The 21,982-nt window shown below is 42.1% G+C and carries 18 protein-coding genes and 1 pseudogene; 4 read left to right on the top strand and 15 right to left on the bottom strand.

Translation table 11 applies throughout. The annotated features are described in order from the left end of the window. Window positions 1-23: 23 nt before the first annotated feature. Window positions 24-527, bottom strand: a complete 504-nt coding sequence (locus tag IEY40_RS12345) for a DTW domain-containing protein (protein ID WP_188956613.1) — start codon at window positions 525-527, stop codon at window positions 24-26. A 203-nt stretch (window positions 528-730) separates the two neighbouring features. Between IEY40_RS12345 and IEY40_RS12340 the strand changes: the two genes are divergently transcribed. Together IEY40_RS12340 and IEY40_RS12335 are read left to right on the top strand one after the other, a co-directional pair. Beyond that, the gene (locus IEY40_RS12340) at window positions 731-1,345 is read left to right on the top strand and encodes a LysE family translocator (RefSeq protein ID WP_188956611.1); all 615 of its coding nucleotides are present in this window, start codon (window positions 731-733) and stop codon (window positions 1,343-1,345) included. An 8-nt stretch (window positions 1,346-1,353) separates the two neighbouring features. Further along, window positions 1,354-2,352 carry an NADH:flavin oxidoreductase gene (locus IEY40_RS12335; protein ID WP_188956609.1) on the top strand — a complete coding sequence of 333 codons (999 nt, stop codon included), beginning with the start codon at window positions 1,354-1,356 and terminating at the stop codon, window positions 2,350-2,352. Between the two features lie 158 nt (window positions 2,353-2,510). Here IEY40_RS12335 and IEY40_RS12330 read toward each other — a convergent pair whose 3' ends face one another. The 10 genes from IEY40_RS12330 to IEY40_RS12285 form a co-directional block, all read right to left on the bottom strand. Continuing rightward, window positions 2,511-2,852: a hypothetical protein gene (locus IEY40_RS12330; protein WP_188956607.1), complete on the bottom strand. Its 342-nt coding sequence runs from the start codon at window positions 2,850-2,852 to the stop codon at window positions 2,511-2,513. Between the two features lie 92 nt (window positions 2,853-2,944). Then, window positions 2,945-6,151, bottom strand: a complete 3,207-nt coding sequence (locus tag IEY40_RS12325; RefSeq protein WP_188956606.1) for a DEAD/DEAH box helicase — start codon at window positions 6,149-6,151, stop codon at window positions 2,945-2,947. A gap of 428 nt (window positions 6,152-6,579) precedes the next feature. Beyond that, window positions 6,580-6,918, bottom strand: a complete 339-nt coding sequence (locus IEY40_RS12320) for a hypothetical protein (RefSeq protein WP_188956603.1) — start codon at window positions 6,916-6,918, stop codon at window positions 6,580-6,582. A gap of 160 nt (window positions 6,919-7,078) precedes the next feature. Continuing rightward, window positions 7,079-8,143, bottom strand: a complete 1,065-nt coding sequence (locus tag IEY40_RS12315; protein WP_188957033.1) for a HupE/UreJ family protein — start codon at window positions 8,141-8,143, stop codon at window positions 7,079-7,081. An 87-nt stretch (window positions 8,144-8,230) separates the two neighbouring features. Next, on the bottom strand, window positions 8,231-9,334 hold the full coding sequence (locus IEY40_RS12310; protein WP_188956602.1) for a tetratricopeptide repeat protein: 1,104 nt from the start codon (window positions 9,332-9,334) through the stop codon (window positions 8,231-8,233). 58 nt (window positions 9,335-9,392) lie between these two features. Beyond that, window positions 9,393-9,908, bottom strand: a complete 516-nt coding sequence (locus IEY40_RS12305) for an Ig-like domain-containing protein (protein ID WP_188956600.1) — start codon at window positions 9,906-9,908, stop codon at window positions 9,393-9,395. Window positions 9,909-9,918: 10 nt separating this feature from the next. Next, entirely contained in the window at window positions 9,919-11,508 is a 1,590-nt protein-coding gene (locus IEY40_RS12300) for a DUF4331 domain-containing protein (RefSeq protein WP_188956599.1), read from the bottom strand. Between the two features lie 261 nt (window positions 11,509-11,769). Next, window positions 11,770-12,537, bottom strand: a complete 768-nt coding sequence (locus IEY40_RS12295) for an anti-sigma factor (RefSeq protein WP_188956597.1) — start codon at window positions 12,535-12,537, stop codon at window positions 11,770-11,772. Next, window positions 12,534-13,070, bottom strand: a complete 537-nt coding sequence (locus tag IEY40_RS12290; RefSeq protein WP_188957032.1) for a sigma-70 family RNA polymerase sigma factor — start codon at window positions 13,068-13,070, stop codon at window positions 12,534-12,536. Before IEY40_RS12290 ends, IEY40_RS12295 begins: the two co-directional genes overlap by 4 nt. 301 nt (window positions 13,071-13,371) lie before the next feature. Continuing rightward, window positions 13,372-15,324, bottom strand: coding sequence for a monovalent cation:proton antiporter family protein (locus IEY40_RS12285; RefSeq protein ID WP_188956595.1), 1,953 nt, complete (start codon window positions 15,322-15,324; stop codon window positions 13,372-13,374). A 161-nt stretch (window positions 15,325-15,485) separates the two neighbouring features. Here IEY40_RS12285 and dgcS point away from each other — a divergent pair, with 161 nt between their 5' ends. After that, window positions 15,486-16,367 carry a diguanylate cyclase DgcS gene (dgcS, locus tag IEY40_RS12280; protein WP_188956593.1) on the top strand — a complete coding sequence of 294 codons (882 nt, stop codon included), beginning with the start codon at window positions 15,486-15,488 and terminating at the stop codon, window positions 16,365-16,367. 150 nt (window positions 16,368-16,517) lie between these two features. On the opposite strand, the gene IEY40_RS12275 is transcribed toward dgcS, so the two are convergent. Next, window positions 16,518-17,969 carry a RimK family ATP-grasp domain-containing protein gene (locus tag IEY40_RS12275; RefSeq protein WP_188956591.1) on the bottom strand — a complete coding sequence of 484 codons (1,452 nt, stop codon included), beginning with the start codon at window positions 17,967-17,969 and terminating at the stop codon, window positions 16,518-16,520. A gap of 73 nt (window positions 17,970-18,042) precedes the next feature. On the opposite strand from IEY40_RS12275, the gene IEY40_RS12270 reads away from it, so the two are divergent. Next, the gene (locus tag IEY40_RS12270) at window positions 18,043-19,137 is read left to right on the top strand and encodes a GNAT family N-acetyltransferase/peptidase C39 family protein (protein ID WP_188956589.1); all 1,095 of its coding nucleotides are present in this window, start codon (window positions 18,043-18,045) and stop codon (window positions 19,135-19,137) included. A gap of 410 nt (window positions 19,138-19,547) precedes the next feature. Here the strand turns inward: IEY40_RS12270 and IEY40_RS12265 are convergent, their stop codons facing one another. From IEY40_RS12265 to IEY40_RS12255, 3 genes and pseudogenes are all read right to left on the bottom strand, one after another. Beyond that, on the bottom strand, window positions 19,548-19,988 hold the full coding sequence (locus IEY40_RS12265; RefSeq protein ID WP_188956587.1) for a hypothetical protein: 441 nt from the start codon (window positions 19,986-19,988) through the stop codon (window positions 19,548-19,550). A 597-nt stretch (window positions 19,989-20,585) separates the two neighbouring features. Beyond that, window positions 20,586-20,978 (bottom strand): hypothetical protein, encoded by a 393-nt coding sequence (locus IEY40_RS12260; RefSeq protein ID WP_188956585.1) that lies wholly within the window; start codon window positions 20,976-20,978, stop codon window positions 20,586-20,588. Between the two features lie 232 nt (window positions 20,979-21,210). Next, a pseudogene (locus IEY40_RS12255) lies at window positions 21,211-21,798 on the bottom strand (transposase); the annotation flags it as partial. Window positions 21,799-21,982: the final 184 nt, after the last annotated feature.

The raw sequence follows: 21,982 nt of genomic DNA, 5'->3' as shown, positions 1-21,982 counted from the left end.
GTTATGGCTCATAAAAGCGTAAACTAGCGCTCAATAAACTCCATCAAGCATTCTGTCAGTTGCTTAGCTAACCCAGCCTCTCCCACTTTTTTAAGTAATAACGCCACGCATTCTGCCGTACATAACCCGCCCTCAAGCTGATTACGCCTCAGTGGATAAATAGAGGCATGTGTTGGTTGTAATCCCACTTTAACTAAGCTTTTAAGATATGGGCTTTGATTATACATTTTACGAGCTTCTTGCCAGGTCGCATCAATCAACAGCAAATACTCGAAGGATGGCACAGTATTATTTGCGCTGCTATTTAAACTCGCTGTAGCATCTAAGTTTAATGATGGTGAATTATCATCCGCAGGAAACACTAAACCAACTTTCCCAGCATCAATGGCAGTTAACAATTTGGTATCAGGGAGCTTACGATGCCATTCAATCAAACGGGCGCGTTCACCTAACACCTGCAACACTATTTGGCCGGTGTTACTGGCACGAACTAACTCTCTTGAGTGGGTTAATAAGATGAATTGCACAACAATCCCTACAAAAATTTCTATACGCTTGAATAATCTAGCAATGTAACACATTTACCAGGCAGCTTTTAGACATAATGAATTACACAATTGATACTTCACAGCACCATCGTAATGACATTCTCATGATCGATTTACGCTATAATCGCCAACAATCGGCAGATGTGCCATCAACCACAACAAAAAAGAACTGAAGAGTATTAATGGCTTACCAACAAATTGTCGCATTATTTTTTACCATGGTTATTTTGGCCATTGTACCAGGCCCTGCGGTGTTTGCTGTGGTATCTCGATCGTTCTCAAATGGCCTTTCACATGGCGTAGCAATGACAATTGGTGTACTGCTTGGCGATTTTCTGTATATCTTATTAGCCTTATTTGGCTTGTCTGCAATAGCTCATGCAATGGGACCTGCATTTGAACTGATTAAATATGCCAGCGCCTTATATTTGTGCTGGCTAGGCTTAAGTATGTTGCGCTCGACAGCGAATGGTGTCCAGCTTGTTGAGCCCCAAAAAGTCAGTTTAAACAAAAATGTACTCACTGGTATTGTGATTACTTTAGGTAACCCCAAGGCGCTGATTTTTTATGTGAGTTTTTTCCCCGCATTTGTGCCCATGGCTCAAGTAAGCTTACTGGATGTTGCCATTATTTTAACCGTTGCCACTTGTGCTTTTGGTTCGGTAAATCTTGCTTATGCGTATTTAGCATCAAGTGCTAAACGTGTGTTTACCTCACCCAAAGCTGCCAACATCATTAATCGCACCGCAGGCAGTATTATGCTGCTTGCAGGCATCTTGGTTGCCATTACCCTATAGGATTTTCAATGACTGCACTTCGCTTTACTCCGTTAACCTTAAGTAACGGATTAACTCTTAAAAACCGTTTAGTGGTACCACCTATGGCATCACAAACCGCTGACGTTAATGGTTTAGCAACGCCTGCTACCATTTCGCATTATCATCATCTTTCACAATCGGGTGCAGGCCTTGTGATGGTGGAATACAGTCATGTTAATCTGGCTGGTCGTAGCGAAACTAACCAACTCGGTGCGCACGATGACGCATGCTTACCTGGATTAACCGCGGTAGCCAGTACACTGCATACAGCAGGCGTTAAAACCGGTTTACAAATTACCCATTGTGGCGGTAAAGACAGTGCGGCTATTAGCAGTGATGTCATGGGGCCTTCTGGCATTACTGTGCCAGCATACGACCGTGTACTACCAACTCCACGCGCCATGACAGTAGACGATATCAACACTTGGCAACAAGACTTTGTGGCTGCTGCAATACGTGCCGATAAAGCCGGTTTTGATTTAGTTGAGATCCACTGTGCTCACGGTTACGGGATTAATCAATGGTTGTCACCATTAACCAATCAACGCCAAGATAAATATGGCGGAGAGCTTGAAAATCGCGCCAGAATATTAATTGAAATTGTCACTCAAATAAAACAAGTGGCACCAAGGTTAGCGGTTATGACTCGCATTCCAGGCCAAGACGGATACCCGGGGGGGTTAACTCATGCAGACATGGCGCAAGTCTGCCAATGGTTAGTGGCTGCAGGCGTTGAAATACTCAATGTATCATCAGGAATTGGCGGCTGGAATCGACCTAAAGATAAACGCGGCGAAGGCTTTTTAGTAGAAGATGCCGCGCCGTTAACGGGCACAACCACTGCGGCGGTTATTGGTGTTGGCGGTATTGAAAGCGTGGATTACATCGAAACCATTTTAACGACGAAGCAAGTGGATTTAGTCGCAGTAGGCCGGGCGATTTTAGCTGGCCCAAGTGAATTTGCTAACAAAGTGATGCAAGCTTAGCGCCATTGCTTGTTTAAATTGAGGGTTTGAATTAATAGCGCTTGGGTTGCTTGAATTGAGCGTTTGGTTTGGGTTGCTTTGCTTGAGTGCTTGAGTGCTTGAGTGCGGCAGCTTAAGTATGAGTAACACTTAAGCTGATTATCCAGTCAGATAAAGCACTAATCAACAGCGTTGACTACAGGTGATATTATACCTTTAAAAATCAGCGGGTAGCGTCTTACCCGCTGGCCAACATCCTCACTCATCACCTGCCTGTAGAGCAACTCAATATCATCATTGTCTTCAAATACCAGTAGCAATCTATCAATGGCGGTGTGTAAGCCCTTTTTCAAAAATGGCTGTGCTTGAAATTCAGCAATGTTGTGTCTAACAATGGCAATTTTTTCAGGATGACGGCGCAACTCAACAAACACTTGCTCAAAGTAGTCCATATGCAGCGCAGGCGTAGCACGATTGCCACGTCTTGGCCTTGGTGCACCAGAACCTCGTTTAAAATACATTGCAGGCAATGCCGTAACCTCAAATTAATTAGTGATTAAACCACTATAAAAAGAAAATAAACAAAAACTCACTCAAAAACTCATTCAACACCTTAACTCAATAATGCCAATAAATCCTCGGCGTTACCTTGCCATGGGCCTTGAGTGCCATCGGATAATATGCTGTCTGCCAAACCTTGTTTATGCTGCTGCATTTCCTGAATTTTCTCTTCAACCGTACCTTGCGCTATTAACTTGTAAACAAATACCGGATTGAGCTGACCAATACGATGCGCACGATCGGTTGCCTGGCGCTCTGCAGCAGGGTTCCACCATGGGTCAAAATGAATAACGGTATCGGCAGCCGTTAAATTAAGCCCCGTTCCGCCCGCTTTTAAACTGATTAAAAATACCGAGTTATCACCCTCTTGAAACGCATCAATTTGAGTTTGTCTGTCACGCGTTTGGCCAGTTAACTTACTGTAGCTTATTACCATGGTTTTTAACTCATCTTCAATCAGCGCGAGCATACCGGTAAATTGACTGAAAATAAGGATTTTGCGGCCTTCTTCAATCATCTCGGGTACGTTTTGAATTAACCAGGTGAGTTTAGCGTTGTCTTTTACTTGCTGTGCTTGCTCAAGTTTAACAAGGCGAGGATCGCAACAAGCCTGACGTAACTTTAATAACGCATCTAAAAACTCAATATGGCTACTCGACACGCCTTTTTTAGCAAACAGTTCCCGCAGTTTTTTCTCCATCACCAGGCGGATAGACTCGTACAAGTTACGCTGGTCTTTCTCAAGCTCAAGGGTTTGGATAATCTCGGTTTTTTCAGGTAGTTCAGACACGACTTCTTTTTTAGTGCGGCGCAACATAAACGGCGAAATACGCTTACTCAGCAATACAGATTTTTCAACATCCGCTTGTTTCTCAATCGGGCCACGAAACTCTTTATTAAAGTAACTGTGTTGACCTAATAATCCAGGCAAACAAAAATCCATTAGTGATTTCAGCTCGCCTAGGTGGTTTTCAAGCGGCGTGCCCGACAAACACAAACGAAACTTTCCTTTTAAGGTTTTAATCACCTGAGTCACTTTCGCTTGAGCATTTTTGATTTGCTGTGCTTCATCCAAAATAATATGGTCAAACACATAATCGCCGTAAATGGCTTCATCACGAAGCATTAACGGATACGTTGTTACCACCACATCAAACTCATTGATTTGATCTAACAATGGTTGGCGTTTATTGCCATGAATAACCACTACATTAAGTGACGGGGCAAATTTGTTGGCTTCTTTAAGCCAGTTGCCCACTAAGCTGGTTGGACACACAATTAGGCTGGTTCGATGTTCAGTGGCGTCTTGTTTTGCTTTAAGTAAAAACGCCAAGGTTTGGATGGTTTTACCTAAGCCCATGTCGTCGGCTAAAATTCCACCCAGTTGGTACTCTTTTAAAAAGCACAGCCAATCGAAACCTTGTTTTTGATAATCACGCAGCGTGGCATTTAAGCCCGCTGGTAACTCAACTTCTGTTACCCCTTTGAATTCAGCTAATTTTGCCGCCAGGTTGCGCACTCTTTCGCCATTAAGTAAACGTACATCGCTGGCAGATAATTCATTAAGAATGTGGGCACGGTTTCGCGGTATAGCAATATGATCGCCAGAGTGACGATTAAACAATTCTTGAATAATCGAAATCAATGGCTTAATGGTTTTGGCTTTTATTTTAATAAAACCACCATTTGGGCCAGGAAGGATCAATTCATCGTCATCAGCTGGCTCACCATTTTGTTGCAACCAACGAGCCACTAAGGCTAATAAGGGTACATTTTGACCTTCAATATCGGCGCTCAGTGACAGTGAAAACCAACCAGACTCATCATCGTCGACCAAATCAACATCTAACTGCGCATCGACAATGTTTAAGTCAAAGTCATCTTCAAACTCAATTTCAACGCCCAGCGCCGTTAATGCATCAAGGCCATTTTCAGTTAAGTCAGACCACTCGAAAATCGATTCAGGTAACAAACCAACACTTAAAAAGTACTCAGGTTGCTTACCATATTCACTCGGAATAAACGTCACTAAACCAGCTTCAGTCAATGCTTGTAAAATAGCTAATTCTTGGTCAACATGACGATGCACTTGATATTGAACACTGCCCTTTTTAACTAAACTAATACGTTCAGGCTTCAGTGAGGCATTAAAACTGATATCGCCATAATGCTGTTCAACTCTAATGACAGGTTGCAATATGGGATTGTTAGCATAAATTTCGCGGGTAAAAACCAGTTTAGTTTTCAATGGGTCGCTGATCTCACAAAAATCGATTTCACTCGGTACAGGCACGGTTTTAGGCGAAAAGTGCTGTAACATTTTGTGGCTAATTTGATCCACTTGCGCCAGTGGAACAGGTGGCATATGTTGCAATAAGCTGAGTTTTTTGGCCGACAAATCGGTATCGATTTTACCTAAGCGTAAATAATCTAATTCAACATACAATGGCGGCTCAGTAGCAAGAAACTCCCAGTTTTCAAGCCCGGGCATACGCATTTGCATTTGCGTGTGTTTTTTATCCAGTTCACACCAAATAAACTCTGGCACAATCGATTTAGCCCAAGTTAATGGCGTGCGATTTTCTTCCCAAAAACACACTTGTTCGGCAAGCATTTTGACCAAAGCAAGGTATGAGATTTCACCATCGATGTAGATTTTAGAACCTTGATTATTAGAAGAGAGTAATAAACTAATAATTTGTTTATCGTCAGGACCAATCCACCACGGCATACTGTAACGAATATCGGTTAACGCCAGTTTACTGCCTTTGTTATATTGACCTTTCTTATTGAGTTTACTGCGTTTAAATTCGACAAAAATACCATTAGGGTCATTAGAGAGCACATAAATAATGCGGTCTTTTTCCTCTTCCTCATCTTCAAACTCAGTCACTGTTTTTTGTTCGTCGAGCTGACGTAACCATTGGTGAATGCGTTGCTCTTCTACTGGTTTTTTATCTACCAGCGCCAACATCGCGGCGGCAACGTGTTTGCAGTTTGTGCGAACAGGGCAAGTGCAATGCGAGCGCATCACTATTTTGTGGTTAACATTGACGAGGGTGATTTCTTGGCGGTATGGCTCTTCAGCAGAACCTTCAACATAGGCTTCGATATCATGATTATCACTGCTGGCGCTCACTTCCAATACTCGACCTTGGATCAAGTAGTTTTGTGCTTTTTGAATTTGCGTGGCCGAGAACAGTTTCGCGATCATCTCTAATGAAAGCTTAATGGGAAGATTAAACAGTTTCGCCGACATCAATATACCTAATAAAAACCGAGCAGAAAAATCATCACTGCTGATAAAAAGTTAACTTACCATTCTATGGAAGAAAGCATGCAATATCTAGCTTTTGCGTGTTGTTATCCGTTAATTAACCACGAATAAACGTAAACGACGTTTGTATCTTGGTACGTTGATGATAGAAATTCGGATTACCCTTTGTCTCTCAGTTCAGTTAATTAACGCAGGGCTATCTTATAATCGGTTTATAGAGAAGATATAGCTTTGCAATTAAGGCACAAAAATACTGCGTCTTGAGTGTGTCAGCTTTGTTTAGTTTATCTTGATATGTGTAGCGCCAAATATGAGAACGCTGTGCATAAAATCAAGTTTTCCATCCGCCAAGATTGGACTCTGTGGATAAGATATTTGCTGCAAAGGAAGAGCTAACTTCTTGGTAATATTTAGCTCACCCAAAGCTCAGCAATGAGGGTTATGATTATAAATATCAATGTTGGCGACAAAATAAACAATGTTTTTAAGCGGGTAAGTTGTTGACGCAATTGTTGTAATTGCGGGTCGTCAACACTAGCAAGTTTACCTGAGTGGAAGGACTCCATCACAAACAGCGACGTGTTGCGCTGCCCCCCACCGGCAATACCGCCAAGAGTCTTACAATGCTGATATTCATCTTGATGATGTTTTTGGATATATAAGTAAATACGATGAGTGCACTGATTGAGTTTATAAACCGCAAATATCGCGGCTATGAGTGTCACTATTACCCCAATAATTACAACCAACACGACTCCTAAATCTATTGCATCGAATATTAGCGCCACCAGCGTGCTAGTAAAATAGCGACTGCTGATGGCCGTCTTATTTAACCTAATCGTGATTGAGACTATGGCTAAAGTCCACTCTTTAGCAAGTGAAGTTAACTCTTTCAGCTAACTTGATGCATTAAAAACGCTCAACTGACCATTGAATTGCCATAATGCCAATCGCTACGGAACCTATTTGCATACCCCACACGCGATACCATCGTTGATGACGAAAAAAAACCAGTATCGGTAACACTACGGCTAAAATAGCTAATTGGCCCACTTCAACACCTAAGTTGAACGCTAAAATTGCCAGCAATTTTTGGTTTTCAGGTAATCCCAACTCACCCAGCACGCCAGCAAAACCCATTCCGTGTAGTAAACCAAAGCCAAAAGTTATCCAGCCTAAACGCAGTACAATTGGCCAAATATTATTAAGTGCTGCAAATAAGACAGATAAAGCGATGCCAAGTTCAACCCAATGGCTACTAAAATCTAAAATACCTAATGCTGTCGCAGTTAATGTGACCGAGTGAGCTAAGGTAAACGCGGTAATTATCCATGCAGTTTGTTTGATGATTTTTATTGGGCTTTCAATTGCCTGCCAGCTTTTTTGTTCTCGAATGAGCACGCAAGTTAACAATAAGGCTAATAAAAATAAAATATGATCGGTACCTTTCCATATATGAATAACACCTTGATAGACATATTCTTTCACGGTGTCGAACGTTGAGCTCTCGGCTAGGTTAATCAATAAAGTACGGTTGTCGTTACTGATAACTCTTGTGTATTGATTCTCAGGGGTATCAATCGTCATAATAGATTTGTGGTCAGTATCGACCTCAAAAAAAGCTTGATAATCAATTTTTAGCGCACCATCACTCAGGCATTGGCCATTAAATGAGGCGACTAAATAACCTTCATTAAAATGTTGGTCCACTTGCTGCGCCACATCAAACACAAGTTCACAGTTTTGATTGCGGCTTATCATTAAATTTGATTGTAAATATTGGGTCACCGCAAGTTGATTACGCTGTAACTCGCCCCAGGTTAACTGACCATTTTGATTCTGATCGATATCAATCACTTGATAAAGATCGAAAAAGCGTACTTGCCATGCTCCCTGTACCTGCCCTTGCGGATCTAAATTGAGCGACAAATAACTGGTACTCATTTGATGAGCAACACTGGCATGACTAACCATCAACAGGCCGAACAATACGACACTTTTAGCTGTGGTCAATATCCACTTAGAAAGGTTCACTGTGTATTCCTTTTTACTGGGTACGGTTTAAACCGTCTCTTTGGTTTGTTCTTGTTTGAGCAATAAACGCGCTTCTTCTAGCAAGATACGATCGTTAATTTGCCTTGCAACACGCCAGTTTACTTTGGCCCAGTACAATGCTTTTGTCGGCTGTACATCAACATATAAATAATATTGCGCCAGCTCTGATGCATGCAAGCTGTCTTGTCTTTGTTCGCGTAGTTCTACGCGTTGAGCAAATGCCCATTGCCATTCAACAGAAGCATTAAGCGCCTTTTCAGCTCGGGCTAAACGCAACAAGAGTGCATCATCTTGTATGGGATTACTGCTAACAATATCACCTAATGTATCAATAACTTGTTGATGCTGCTGTAATGACATTTGCACGTCGGCCCACAAGGCTAATAAGCTAACCGGCGCGCGCTGTAAATCAACTTGGTTTAAATACACTAAGGCATTATCAGCAAGATTTTGTCTCATTGCCATATCAGCTAAAATTTGCACTATCCAATATTGTTCTTGTTCATTGATCGGCTGGTAAAGGTTGTATAATCGCACCAACTCATTGTAGCTTTCTGGTAACTTATCATTTTGCCCTGCCACTTCTAACGCACAAGTCGAAATCAATAAAATATCGGCTTTACCGATTAACGCCAAACAGGCTTCACGAGCACCGACTATGTCACCTAGCACTAAATGAATATTGGCTTTTAATAACCAGCTATTAACGGCAAGTGGGTCTAAGGTAATAGAACGTTCTAGCGCCTTGATAGCTTTAGAGAATTGATGCTGATGTTGTAACACGCGTGCATACAAATAAAAAGTTTGTGCATCGGGAGTTTCTTGACTCATTTTGGCTTGCAACAATGCTTTGGCGCGACCATAACGATAATCAGCCTCTCCAGGATACTGTCCTTGCTCAATAAACTCGCTGATTTGCGCTAAGCTAACGCCTTGCTTTGCATTATTTGTATAGGTTGGTGAATCGTCAAGCACCTTCCAAGTGGCAATAATTTCATCTTCAGATTTTGGCGTATATGGGGCTGCCACACTGTTATTTGCCAACACGACAACAACCCCAATCAAGGCAGTTAATGTTGTACGTATTATCCTAGTCGCTACACCTTGCATATATTCTCCTTAATACCATCCATGGCTATTTTCGTCCTGTTTTACGATTAGTTAATGCTTAATCTAGTAACAGATCATCATAGAAGTTAGCTTCACTGACATCATCACTGACATCGCGGCCATTGAGTCGTAGAGGTTCATCATTGGCATTTTGTAAAAATGCCTGTCGACTCAAGCTTGAAAATTGCAACTGTTGTGCATCAATCGTCACCATCACAGTGGCATTAACAGAATCATTAATGCCGTCGGTCACGGCAATGGTAAAGCTATCTGTACCGGTGACTTCAGTGTTTGGCGTATAGGTAAACTCACCATTGGGTTTTAAACTCACCATGCCCAAACTTGGTTGCTGATTTAAGGTAAACCCTAAAACATCGCCTTCTTTGTCCAGGGCAGTAACTTGTGCCATAACTGCGGTTTCGGTTTCCGTGGTCAACATGATGTCGTCAACTATTGGCGCTTTATTAACGGCGTTCATCTTATGGTCGTCTGAGTTACACCCAACCAACAAACCGCCACTTAATAGGCTAATTAACAGAAATGGTTTAGTGATAGATTTAGTTGATGTGTTCATTATTAACTCCTTATTTTGAACCCGACAATGGCGTCGCTAAGTAAGGGAAGTGATCCATCATCATGCTCGCATCCACAGGCGCACCATCGGTAAATGGCACATTACCGACACTGGCATCATCACTAGTACACAAACCTAAGTCAGTGTCTGTTCCGTTAACAGGGATTGGATAACATAGACGTCCCATGACCACTCGCAGTGCAATATCAACCACGTCATCACCAGGGCGACGACCATTAGGGAAACCGGCTAAATCATCGCCAGCAACACCAAAAGCTGATTGCATTGCTTGTGGTTTAGCAGGAATACCAGTATTTAAACGCAGCATTTCTGATGGTGTAACGGTTTCAAGTTGGTTAACACCAGCGAAGCCGGTTAAAAAGGCCGTAATTAAGTCAGTTCTTGGGAAGTTTGTTGGCGCTAGGGTTGCAATATCAGTACCCAGCGTTTGATTAACTGCATCTTTAAATAGAATATTTAACAATTCAGGTAAACTTGGATGAGTCACATAATCAGCAAATTGAGCATCATCTTTTGGATGCGCACTCGAGAAGGTATCTTTGTCTTTTAAGCCAATCACCAACTCATTAACCAATGGATTACCAAGGCGAGAAACCTGAGTTAATGCACCACCGTTAACTTCCGTTTTACCGTTTTTAGCGTTCGGGTTTAAAATGCGTGCTTGCGGTAAACTCGCAGTAGTCCACGCACCAATCGTGCCGTTACCTTGAGTGATTAAACATGACTTTGGTACTTCAATAGACAAGGCTGTAACGTTTTTATCCATTAAGTCATCGTTTTCACTTGATTGGGTAATACCACCAGGGAATCCGCCTTGGTCGCCAGCACCTGGAGCACTATCGCCTTCAACAGGTACGTAATTGACTAAATCAAAGGTTTTTCCTAAGTTGACCACAAACGGGTCTTTACGTTGGCCAACAAACACTTTGGCAGGACTTTCACAGCCCTCAATAGCAAACTCATACACAAATTGGCTGGCATAGTCCGCATAGGCAGCAGTATCACCAAAGCTTTTGTTACCAATATAATCAAGTGGCTTATTGAATGTTGTGCCACCAGCACTGTTACTTAATACTGTGACATTACCATCCGTTTGCGCGCCTTTTACTAAACTCAATTGATAAGATTCAGTAACGTTTGCGGCACTTTGATCGCCCGCACTAATAGCACCCACATTTTTAAGTGGTACCGCAACAGTGCGTTGATTACCGGCAGGCCCGACAGTTAACGCGATGCCTTGATTGTTATTGGCAAGTTGGTTAGTAAATTGAAATTGGAAGGTTAAATCTTCTATTGCATCACCGTCATTATCGATGTGAATGCTGTATATCGCAGCAGGGTCCATCGCGTAATAGTTTGGTCCGCCGTAAGCATCTTGCAGGGGAATGTAATTGGCAATTAACGTGACGTATTCTTCACGGCCAGCTTCGTAACTATTAAAGGCATAAAAGTCGGTCGAGTCTAATGTTGGCATACGGGTAATGTTTGGTGCTTCTCGGTGGCTTGACGCTAAGGTGTTAGCGCTTAGTAAGCTGCTACAAACGAGACTTGCGATGAGCGATACTTTAAGTACTTGCATGACTATGTCCTTGTTGTTTTGAGTAGAGTCATGTCAATAAACGGCTGAGATGCGATATTGGATGCAACAAGTTAGAATTAATTTTTACATTTCAAGATGATTCAAACCAAACCACTAATAATAAAGCAAAATAAATATGAAAATAAAATATCGAAATTCGAATAAATAATAAAAAACGGCCTAAATACTATTTAGGCCGTTTTATTTAAGGTGATTAAACTCATCACAAAAAAAGTGATGATTGTTAGTTGATACTTGGAGCTACAATACGGCTAACTCTGCTGTGTAGAGTACCTCTGTCGGCAAGCCATTTGGTGAACCATTCAATGGTTCTAAACTGACCGCTAACGCAACAATATCAACCGCATCAAATTGACTGTCTTTAGGCAATGATAGTTGACCCGATTTTGGTAACAAGCCAAGTGATATTGGGTTTTCAATACCTTTGGCTATCATCCACAGCTCATAATCTTTATTTGCCAATGGGGTAAAGTTACTGGTTGAACGTACTTCAATGCTGTTGTCAGTCACTTCGATTAACCACAAGGCTTGCGACTCTGCACCTTGCACTACCGCGACTTGCTGGGCAACAGGTATATCAATGGATTGTTGTTTAACTAACACGACAGCCAAGATTATTGCGGCTGCGGTAGCAAATGAGGCAGCACCTTGCCATAAACGAGTCTTAAATGAAGACAACGACACCACATTTGACTGAGGCTGTTTTAATGACTCACTGCTTTGCTCGTGAACAGTATTGGTTTTATCGGTTGCAACACGAGTATCAGCATTTGCCAAGGTAAAGCCAAGTCGTTGGCTGATGTGTTGCCACACAGCTTGATCAGGTTCGATGGGTGCTAAGCGTTCGTTCATGCCATGTAGGTGTTGTTCCCACAGCCAAGTGCTTTCGCGCAAGCTTGGGAACTGCATCATTAACGTTTGAAAACGGCGACGAGCCTGACCACGTAATGTGCCTAATACGTATTCGGCAGCTAATGCATCTCGTAATTCGGGGTCACGATAATTCATAATGTTAAACACCTCTGCAATTGTTGTAAGCCTCTACGGATCCAGCTTTTAATGGTGCCCAATGGTAAGTCTAAATGCCCAACCACTTCATGGTGGGTTAAGCCATTGTAATAGGCTAAATGTATGGCCTGTTTTTGCTGAGGTTCAAGCTCGCCCATACAATCATCAAGCTTGGTCTTAGTTACATCGGGCCCTTCATCTGACATAGGGGCTTCGAACGTGGCTTCTTGGCCATCTTCAAATTGATCTTCTTTACGCACTTTATGATAACGCAGCATGTCTAATGCTCGGTAACGCACAATGCTAATCATCCATGTGAGCACCAAGCCTTTACCATGTTGGTATTCGGTCGCGTTGTGCCATATTTTCACATAGGCTTCTTGCAAGGCTTCTTCGGCGAGTTCTCGTCTGCCAAGCATTTTTAAACTTACGGCAAATAACTGACCAGAGGTCTGTTTATACAGAGCAGCAAAGGCTTGTTTGTCGCCTGCAGCAGTTGCACTAAGCAACCCTAATAGCGTGTCTTGTTCCATAGTCAACGATGTTTCCTATTGGTAGGTTTGCGAGTAAAAATAACGGCCCAATAAAGTCAATACGTAGCAACTCATCTTTTGGATGCATCATTTTTAAAATAAAACTTAACCACTAAACTAAGTAATCAACGTAATGAAACACATCAGCAATACAATTGAGCAGTGAGAGTTTAGAGTTAAGAGTTAAGAGCTGAAAATTGAGCCATAAAAAAACACCATCACTTTGCAATGATAGTGTTTTTGATTTAAAAATTTACTGACATCTAAACTCAAGATAAACAGTGCAAATAAGTAATACCAATTAGCCTTGCAACAAATACTCTTCGGCTTTTTCGATGCTGCGCGGTTTACCCACCAACATCAAAATATCATTACGTCTTAAAATCCAGTCATCAGGCGGTGGATCCATTTCTTCTCCACGGCGACGCACTGCCCTGAGTTCAACATCTAAAGTTTGCCACGGAATATCGGCTACTGTTTTCCCCACGGCACTGGCCCCATTGGCTAGCGATACTGCGTGCAATAAATCGAGGGTGAAATCGGTTTCTGTGCCAGAAAAAAAGCCGTGTAAATACTGGTAATGGTTACGACGCTCTGATTCTAACCGTTTAATGATCCGCGTTAATGGCACACCGCATTTAAATAAGACCTGTGACACTAACATTAAACTGCCCTCAAGCGACTCAGGAATGACTTGAGTCGCCCCGGCCTCTTTAAGCTCATGTAAATTTGAATCATCACGAGTACGCACTAAGATTTTTACTTCGGGTGCCAGTTTTCTGGCTACTGCAAGACACTCTTCTGATTGCCTTGGTTCACAAAACGTCACCACGACTAAACTGGCTTGACGAATGCCCATTTTTTTTAATAACGCCATACGGCACGCATCGCCAAAATAGATATTTTCCCCAGCAGCTCTTGCTTCAGTAACGCGCGTAGGATCCAGATCGAGCACAATATACGGTACAGCCTCAGTTTTTAAAAAGCGTGCAATGGTTTGCCCTACCCGACCGTAACCTAGGATCAGTACTAAATCACTGTCGTCACTAATGGGTAAATTAACCTCTAATGGCTCATTTTGTGGCTTTTTATGTCCTCCCGTGAGCTTTTTAGCAATATCAATACTATGACGAATAAGCCACGGTGCTATAGACATTGAAATCACCGCAACGGCCACGAGTACTGTACTGACTTCTTTTTCGAGTAATTGGTAATTCACCGCCAGTGCCAATAACACAAAACTGAACTCACCCACTTGAGCTAAACTGATGGCGGTACTTAAAGCAATTTTGCCATTCTCGCCCACTAACTTCAGTAAGCCGTACACAATCATCGCTTTAGCCAACACCACACTGACTAGAATTAGTATGACTTGCCACCAATATTGCATCACTAAATTAAAGTCGAGCAACATGCCTATCGAGATAAAAAATAACCCCATTAGCAAATCACGAAATGGCCTAATATCAGCTTCTAATTGTCTACGATATTGGCTTTCGCCCAATAACATACCAGCAATAAATGCCCCTAATGCCATTGATAAGCCTAGCCACTGGGTAAAAGCGCCAGTCACTAACGCCACAACTAAAGTAGACAATACAAATAACTCGTTCGAACGCGAACGCGCTACCTCATCGAAAATACGCGGCAATATCCACTTGCCAAACGACATTAAGCCTAAAAACGCTAAAATGCCGGTAAGTAAGCCCCAAGCAATGGCATTAAAGCTCATTTGAGTGCCATCATTTGCCAGTAATGGCATTAATATGAGTAAAGGCACTACGGCTAAATCTTGGAATAACAACACACTGACCGATAATTCACCGTGGCGTCTGCGTAACCAGTTTTGTTCATTAAGGAGTTTAAGCACAATGGCTGTTGACGATAACGCTATCGCCGAACCAATCACCACCGCAGCCACCAGGTTTTGACCGACTAACATGGCAATGCCGCCAGCAACCAATGCAGTTACAATCATTTGTGCACTGCCCAGACCAAAAACTGTGCGACGCATCGCCCATAAACGTGGCACCGAGAACTCAAGCCCGAGTGTGAACATCAGTAATACCACGCCAAGTTCTGCAACCGACTGCATTTGTAACTGGGTAAACCAATGAAAACCGCTTGGACCGCTCACCACACCGGTTAACAAGTAAGCCAAAATAGCCGGCAAACCAAGGCGGCGCAACAATGCAATCGCCACAATCGCAATCACAAGCATTGAAAGAATATGAATAAAAATGCTGTGTTCCATTATGGTCTAGGCTCCTTGTCAAAAAAATGTCGAAAGGGAAATTAATGCTGTACTTCTCCTACAGTAAATCATCAAACAACTAATAACTATAGAATTTTATTCATGGGCACGATTATTGCTAATAAAAAAGTAATTAGTTGTCACGTACTGGAGAAAATACTATGGATTTTGCACTCGCTACAGAGTTGTATCCTGAAGATTACTGGTACCGTTCAGACGCTTACTTGAATATGGATTCTGAACTGGATCTTATTCAAGTTATTCAACAACTACATGGAAGTTTAGATCCTAGGACAGTTTTTGCCTGTTTCGGCAAAATTTTAGGACAACATTTGCCGATTAAAGGATTACAGTTGACCCTAGACAAACAAAAGTTTGTTTGGGGACGTCATTACGGTATTGAACTGCAACGCACTGTTGCAGATAAACAAGACCAATTTAACATGGTTTATCAACTTGCTATGCCACTAAGTTCGGCACAAGCGCATATGCTAAGCCGATTAGAGTCGATGTTTATTCAGCCATTAAGCAATGCGCTGAAATACCAAAGCATGTCTAAACAAGCCATGTTTGATTCGTTAACTGGTTTAGGCAATCGCCATTATTACAACCAAGCTATTGGTACAGCATTGGCTCGCGCGAATCGCTACCAAGGCCAGGTGTCTTTGGTAGTCATCGATCTCGACAAATTTAAGCAACTTAATGACATACATGGCCATAAAGCAGGCGATTATGTTTTAGTTGGATTTGCAGAATTAATTAACGAAGCGATTCGTAATACCGACCAAGCATTTAGAATTGGCGGTGACGAATTTGTGATTATCACTCAAGGTGATACGCAAGCTGCAGAAATAGTCTGTCAGCGAATTATTGACATGATGCCTAAACATGCTCAATTAACCGAGTACGACATAAAATGTAGCTTAGGGATTGCAGAGGCTATCCCTGAACAACTTGCAGACAACTTGTACGAACGTGCAGATAAAGCCATGTATACCGCTAAAGCCGCTGGCCGCAATTGTTATCGTATTAGTGAAGGTTAAAAAATCGCGCAGGTGCTAGCACCATGGCGTTGGTTTGGATAGACAACTAATTAATGAACACAAAGCCCTTAGTCAATTTGAATAAGGGCTTTTTTCGGCTTTTGTCCTGTGTTGAGGCTAATTAAGATATTAAACTTTAATTCAACCTCACTAAAGACCACGTAATTGAATACGCCTTAAAAATTCAGTCATCACCCGATCGTAAACTAAGTCACCTAAAAATAAATCTTCAACACCGTGATCAATACTCGGGTTGTCATTCACCTCAATCACAAACGCTTTGCCATCGATTTCTTTTAAATCTACGCCATACAAACCAGATCCAATTAAATTAGATGCTTTAACTGCGGCATCAACAATATTGTGCGGTACCATTTTTAAATCGATACAGTCAAAATCACCACTACTGACACGGCCGCTCTGATGATGCTGATAAATTTGCCAATGGCCACGACTCATAAAATAGCGACACGCGTAAATTGGCTGGCGGTTTAACACGCCAATGCGCCAATCGTAATCGGTTGGCATAAAAGCTTGTGCCAAAATTAGCGCGCTGTGCTCAAAAATGTGTTCAGCTTGCTCAAGTAAGGTTTGACGGTCTTTTACCTTCACCACCCCAAGCGAAAATGCGCCGTCTGGCACTTTTAATACTATGGGTAAACCAATGGCATTAATCACATCATCAGCCCAGTTTTTATCCGACGCTTTAAAAATCACGCTTTTAGGTACCGGCACTTTATGTTTGTACAGTAATTCGGTTAAAAACACTTTATTAGTGCATTTCATAATGGATTCTGGGTCATCCATCACCACTAAACCGAGCTGCTCTGCGGCTTTTGCAAATCGGTAAGTAAAGTTACTAATGTTAGTGGTGGAGCGAATAAACAAACCATCGAACTCACTTAAGCGAGCCAAATCGTGTTTACCGATTTGCACTAAATCCATGCCTATACGATTGGCTGCTTTGGTAAATAATTTCAATGCCGCTTTGTCGGACGGAGGCATTTTTTCGCTTTCATCAACTAACATGGCGATTTCGTAACGATAGCGTTTTGACGGTTTAGGTAAGCGCCACACTTTTTGAGAAAACACTTCTAAATAGCGAGCAAACAAATCTTGCTCAGGCTCTGTTAAGTCTTGAAAAGCAGCAGGTTCAATAATTTCTACCTGCCATTTACCCAACACTTTTAGCAAGTTCACTTGCAAAATGGGTACGGTAAAACGTTCAAATATTTTGCGGGCAATTTTATCTAATGCAGGATTATCGCAGTAGCCAAAATAAACCTTCATCGCAATGCGAGTGACATTGTCTGCCAGCTTATCAAGCCCAGCTTGAGGCAAACTAAAAAAGCGGTCTTGGGATAAGTCGTTAATAGTCATCACTCGAGGGATCACCCGATGTCCGCGAGCTTCAGCCATTAACGAACAATAATACCCGGTAGTGAGATAGTCATAACTGCGGCATAAGTTAATCACTTGCATGGCGCTTTTATCCGAGTACGCCCCCATCTCTAAATAATCATGAACCGTGACCATATGATCACTTGGCAAATAAGGACGCCAATCATTGACATCGTCGGTGACAATTAAAAACTGAGCCATAAATATCTATTGCCTCTTATGCGGTTTAGCGCGTAAATTAACCCACTAGTTGTTTGCCATTTCGAGCCGACTCATGCTGCTACGCCAAGCCAACCTCACCGACTTACCCCAACTCAATACTATTGAAAACAATGCCTTTAGCGGCGACAAAATTAGCCCTCGGCAAATGAAACGTTTTATCAATTCACCTTTAGACTGTTTATTAGTCGCAGAAATAGACGGCACGTTAGCCGCTTATGCCTTAGTACTGTTTAACCGTGGCACTCGGTTAGCTAGACTTTACTCTATTGCCGTTGCTAGCGAATTTAGAGGCCGTAATATTGCTTTTGAGCTTGTTAGTCTCTGCGAAAAAACCGTCGTCGAACGTGGCTTTATTACATTACGCCTCGAAGTGAGAAACGACAATATCGCGGCAAAGAATCTTTATTTAAAAATGGGTTATAAGGTACTAAAAACCTTAGTCCATTATTATGATGACTTGGCAGATGGCGTGCGAATGCATAAGCGATTAGACCCACCGGGACCTAGCAAGGTTATTAAGATGCCTTTGTATGTGCAAACCACGCCCTTTACTTGCGGTGCAGCGTGTTTAATGATGGCGATAAATGCCATTAAACCCGATTATCGACCTAGCCGAGTTGATGAGTTAAGTATTTGGCGCGAGGCCACCACAATATTCATGACCAGTGGTCATGGCGGCTGCAGCGTACACGGCTTAGCATTAGCCGCACTTAAACGCGGCTTACAAATTGCAATTTTCAGCCAGTCTTCATCGGTGCCATTTATCGATAGCGTGCGCGATAAAAACAAAAAAGCGGTGATAACTTTAGTACACAATGATTTTTGTCAGCAACTGGCTTTACAAGACATTGTGATTCATAACGCCTCGCCAACAATTATTCAATTAAAACAGTGGATAGACCAAAGGTTTGTGGTGTTATTAATGATCAGTACCTATCGTTTTAATGGCGAAAAAGGCCCACATTGGGTGGTATTGAGTGGCTATAACGAACAGTTTATGTTTATCCACGACCCGTTTGTTGAGGCTCAAAAAGATGCCATTAATGCCGCTTACGTGCCCATTAGTCAGGCAGAGCTTGCGCAGGTGATGCAGTATGGAAAGCAGAAACAGGTATCGTGTTTAGTGGTTGAGTCATCTTTGGCTTAAGATGGTTAAGCTTTTTATGGCCAGCGGCCACTAACGTCGTGGCGCTTCGCCCACACCCGAATGTTCAAACTTCGCTTGAAATAACGATCGCAAGGTTCCATCCTGAACAGGCCAAATACGGCGTCATTCCGGCAATGATTTTTAGCCGGAATCCAGGTGTTAGCTTTGTACTTTTGTACTTTTGTACTAATGGCCTGCGGCCACCAACGTCGTGGCGCTTCGCCCACACCCGAATGTTCAAACTTCGCTTGAAATAACGATCGCAAGGTTCCTCCCTGCACTGGCCAAATACGGCGTCATTCCGGCAATGATTTTTAGCCGGAATCCAAGTGTTAGCTTTGTACTTTTGTACTTTTGTACTAATGGCCAGCGGCCACTAACGTCGTGGCGCTTCGCCCACACCAGAATATTCAAACTTCGCTTGAAATAACGATCGCAAGGTTCCTCCCTGCACTGGCCAAATACGGCGTCATTCCGGCAATGATTTTTAGCCGGAATCCAGGTGTTAGCTTTGTACTTTTGTGCTTTTGTACTAATGGCCTGCGGCCACCAACGTCGTGGCGCTTCGCCCACACCAGAATGTTCAAACTTCGCTTGAAATAACGATCGCAAGGTTCCACCCTACACAGGCCAAATACGGCGTCATTCCGGCAATGATTTTTAGCCGGAATCCAGGTGTTAGCTTTGTACTTTTGTACTAATGGCCTGCGGCCACCAACGTCGTGGCGCTTCGCCCACACCAGACCAAGAGGAAACCAACGGCTGTTCCCTCTTGGAACTCCCAGCCGCCCCGCAACATTTTCAAAAAACGAAAAGGTCGCCATGGGGATTGATTTAACTTTGACCTGCATTCGGAATCTGCTTCGGCCTTACTCGAAAATGCTAACGCTTCCGATGGTACATCCTGTACCGCGAAAGCTAAGCTCACATCCATGTGAACTTCACGCTATTTTCTTCAACGGCCTCAAGTTCAGAGTTGAATTTGAATATTTTCAAGAAAACAAAACACGTTTTAAACAAAAGCAACTAAATTTCTGACCTAACTAAATTTGAAACTAACTGTGCACAAAGCACCTCTGACTTGAATAGTGCCATCTTAGGGTTAACCGATAAATGTCTCGGCTTTGGCTTCCTGCGTCGCTCTACCTCTTAAATCCATTTAGTCGTAGTGCCCCTGATATTTCAACGGATTGAAAAGCGTCAGGCAGCATTCTTTATTTTTTAGAAATCGCACTAAGAAACACTCTATATGTATTTGCATTCTTTTATTGCTAAGAGCACGATGATTTGACAGCTAAATGACAGACGAAGTAGATGAATTTGTTGATTGACCATCTTGGATACTAAAGGTATTTGACTGCAAAAGCAGTCAAATATCTTCCCGTAGCAAAAGGGCGCGCCTATTGACTGGCGGAAGGCTCATATGTGTTATAAGGCTTTACAACCATTTAAGGCATTTCAAGATATTGCCTTTTTCTAAATATCTTGCATAAGTGACCTGAACAAAATTCAAGTGTAACGCTATCAAAAAAATAGGCTGACTCAAACATAACTACCCATTTATCAGAAGCATAAAAGTCGTGAGTATTTGACGATAACACGCCTCTTTTCGAAGATTTATTATCGGCACTTACTAAGTTAATAGCCTCGATATTTTTTTCTGTGTGCTCCTGCAAATTAGCGAACACTTCGGCTTTACTCATCCCGATTGAGAATCCAAATGCGTTACCATCTTCAATAACTTCATGAATTGCACTTAACCAAAGAAATAATACAATAATCATTAGAAACGATATTGTTCCCAATAATGCTTTGGGGATTAGGTTAACTTTAGCTTTCATCCATTAAAACCATACGAGTTAGATTTGCCTTATAACGAGCCTGTAGAATTACTCGTTTTTAAATTTATTTTGATTAATGAATAAACAATATCTGAGTTTATATTTTGATTCAATTATTTAGTGGTGTTTAGATTATTATTTAGCATGCAGTTTTGTTGATTTTTTTAGTGTGCTTTAGGGGGTATTGAGGCCGGTTTGTAGCGTTTTTTGAGGTAAAAAGGGCTTCCCCTTCTTAGTGCATCGTGTGTTGCAACTTTTCTATGTTATGAACAAGGCAGTACAGTTGCCACTGGGCATTCACTTTGGCTTGGCCACGTAAGGTCAATTTATTCATCCCTTTGTTGACCGTAATATTGCCAAATACCGGTTCGATACAGCCCAGTCGTTTGCTATATTGCCGCCGCCCCATTGGGCTGTCTATTTTCACTTTCATCTTGTCGGTGTAACTCAGTTTTTTCCGTGAGGCATCATTTTTAAACTGCACTTGCCGACCCGTTTTTATCGGCGGTTTTCGCATGCATTGCTGTTGCAACGGACAAGTTTTACAATCTTTTAAATAACCACAGAATCGAGTGTATTCTTGGTGATAACTTTTGACATTGATGCCGCTTCGCCACATCTCATTGCCTGCCGGACATCGGCAAGTTTGCGTTGCTTCGTCATAATGAAAATCATCTGAAGTAAACAATCGAGGCTTGCCATTACGTCTTTTTAATCTGCGTTTTTCTTGCTCGGTTTCGTAAGTTTCACTTTCTTGAAACAACGGGTTTCGTTTTCTAAATTGATTGTCTGCGATGTAGGTATCAAAACCACTTTGTGATTAATCATGCCACCCATTTTTATGATGTGATTAATCATGCCACCCATTTTTATGATACTTAAAAAGAGAAGCGAGCATGACCGTGAATGATGTGGCTAATGAAGCAATGACTTCTCACCATCATCACTATGCCAAATGCTATTTAAGCTACATCGCCTGCATTTGATTTTACAAAGAATGACAC

This window comes from Shewanella ulleungensis (assembly GCF_014648315.1).
GTDB classification, from domain to species: domain Bacteria; phylum Pseudomonadota; class Gammaproteobacteria; order Enterobacterales; family Shewanellaceae; genus Shewanella; species Shewanella ulleungensis.
Note: the sequence above shows the minus strand (reverse complement) of the source record. Positions and strands in the feature narration are given on the sequence as shown.

Coding starts and splice junctions, on each gene's coding strand:
- IEY40_RS12340 (WP_188956611.1), top strand. CDS start 731: ATGGCTTACCAACAAATTGTCGCATTATTTTTTACCATGGTTATTTTG.
- IEY40_RS12335 (WP_188956609.1), top strand. CDS start 1,354: ATGACTGCACTTCGCTTTACTCCGTTAACCTTAAGTAACGGATTAACT.
- IEY40_RS12330 (WP_188956607.1), bottom strand. CDS start 2,852: ATGTATTTTAAACGAGGTTCTGGTGCACCAAGGCCAAGACGTGGCAAT.
- IEY40_RS12325 (WP_188956606.1), bottom strand. CDS start 6,151: ATGTCGGCGAAACTGTTTAATCTTCCCATTAAGCTTTCATTAGAGATG.
- IEY40_RS12315 (WP_188957033.1), bottom strand. CDS start 8,143: ATGGTTAGTCATGCCAGTGTTGCTCATCAAATGAGTACCAGTTATTTG.
- IEY40_RS12310 (WP_188956602.1), bottom strand. CDS start 9,334: ATGCAAGGTGTAGCGACTAGGATAATACGTACAACATTAACTGCCTTG.
- IEY40_RS12305 (WP_188956600.1), bottom strand. CDS start 9,908: ATGAACACATCAACTAAATCTATCACTAAACCATTTCTGTTAATTAGC.
- IEY40_RS12300 (WP_188956599.1), bottom strand. CDS start 11,508: ATGCAAGTACTTAAAGTATCGCTCATCGCAAGTCTCGTTTGTAGCAGC.
- IEY40_RS12295 (WP_188956597.1), bottom strand. CDS start 12,537: ATGAATTATCGTGACCCCGAATTACGAGATGCATTAGCTGCCGAATAC.
- IEY40_RS12290 (WP_188957032.1), bottom strand. CDS start 13,070: ATGGAACAAGACACGCTATTAGGGTTGCTTAGTGCAACTGCTGCAGGC.
- IEY40_RS12285 (WP_188956595.1), bottom strand. CDS start 15,324: ATGGAACACAGCATTTTTATTCATATTCTTTCAATGCTTGTGATTGCG.
- dgcS (WP_188956593.1), top strand. CDS start 15,486: ATGGATTTTGCACTCGCTACAGAGTTGTATCCTGAAGATTACTGGTAC.
- IEY40_RS12275 (WP_188956591.1), bottom strand. CDS start 17,969: ATGGCTCAGTTTTTAATTGTCACCGACGATGTCAATGATTGGCGTCCT.
- IEY40_RS12270 (WP_188956589.1), top strand. CDS start 18,043: ATGCTGCTACGCCAAGCCAACCTCACCGACTTACCCCAACTCAATACT.
- IEY40_RS12265 (WP_188956587.1), bottom strand. CDS start 19,988: ATGCAGGTCAAAGTTAAATCAATCCCCATGGCGACCTTTTCGTTTTTT.
- IEY40_RS12260 (WP_188956585.1), bottom strand. CDS start 20,978: ATGAAAGCTAAAGTTAACCTAATCCCCAAAGCATTATTGGGAACAATA.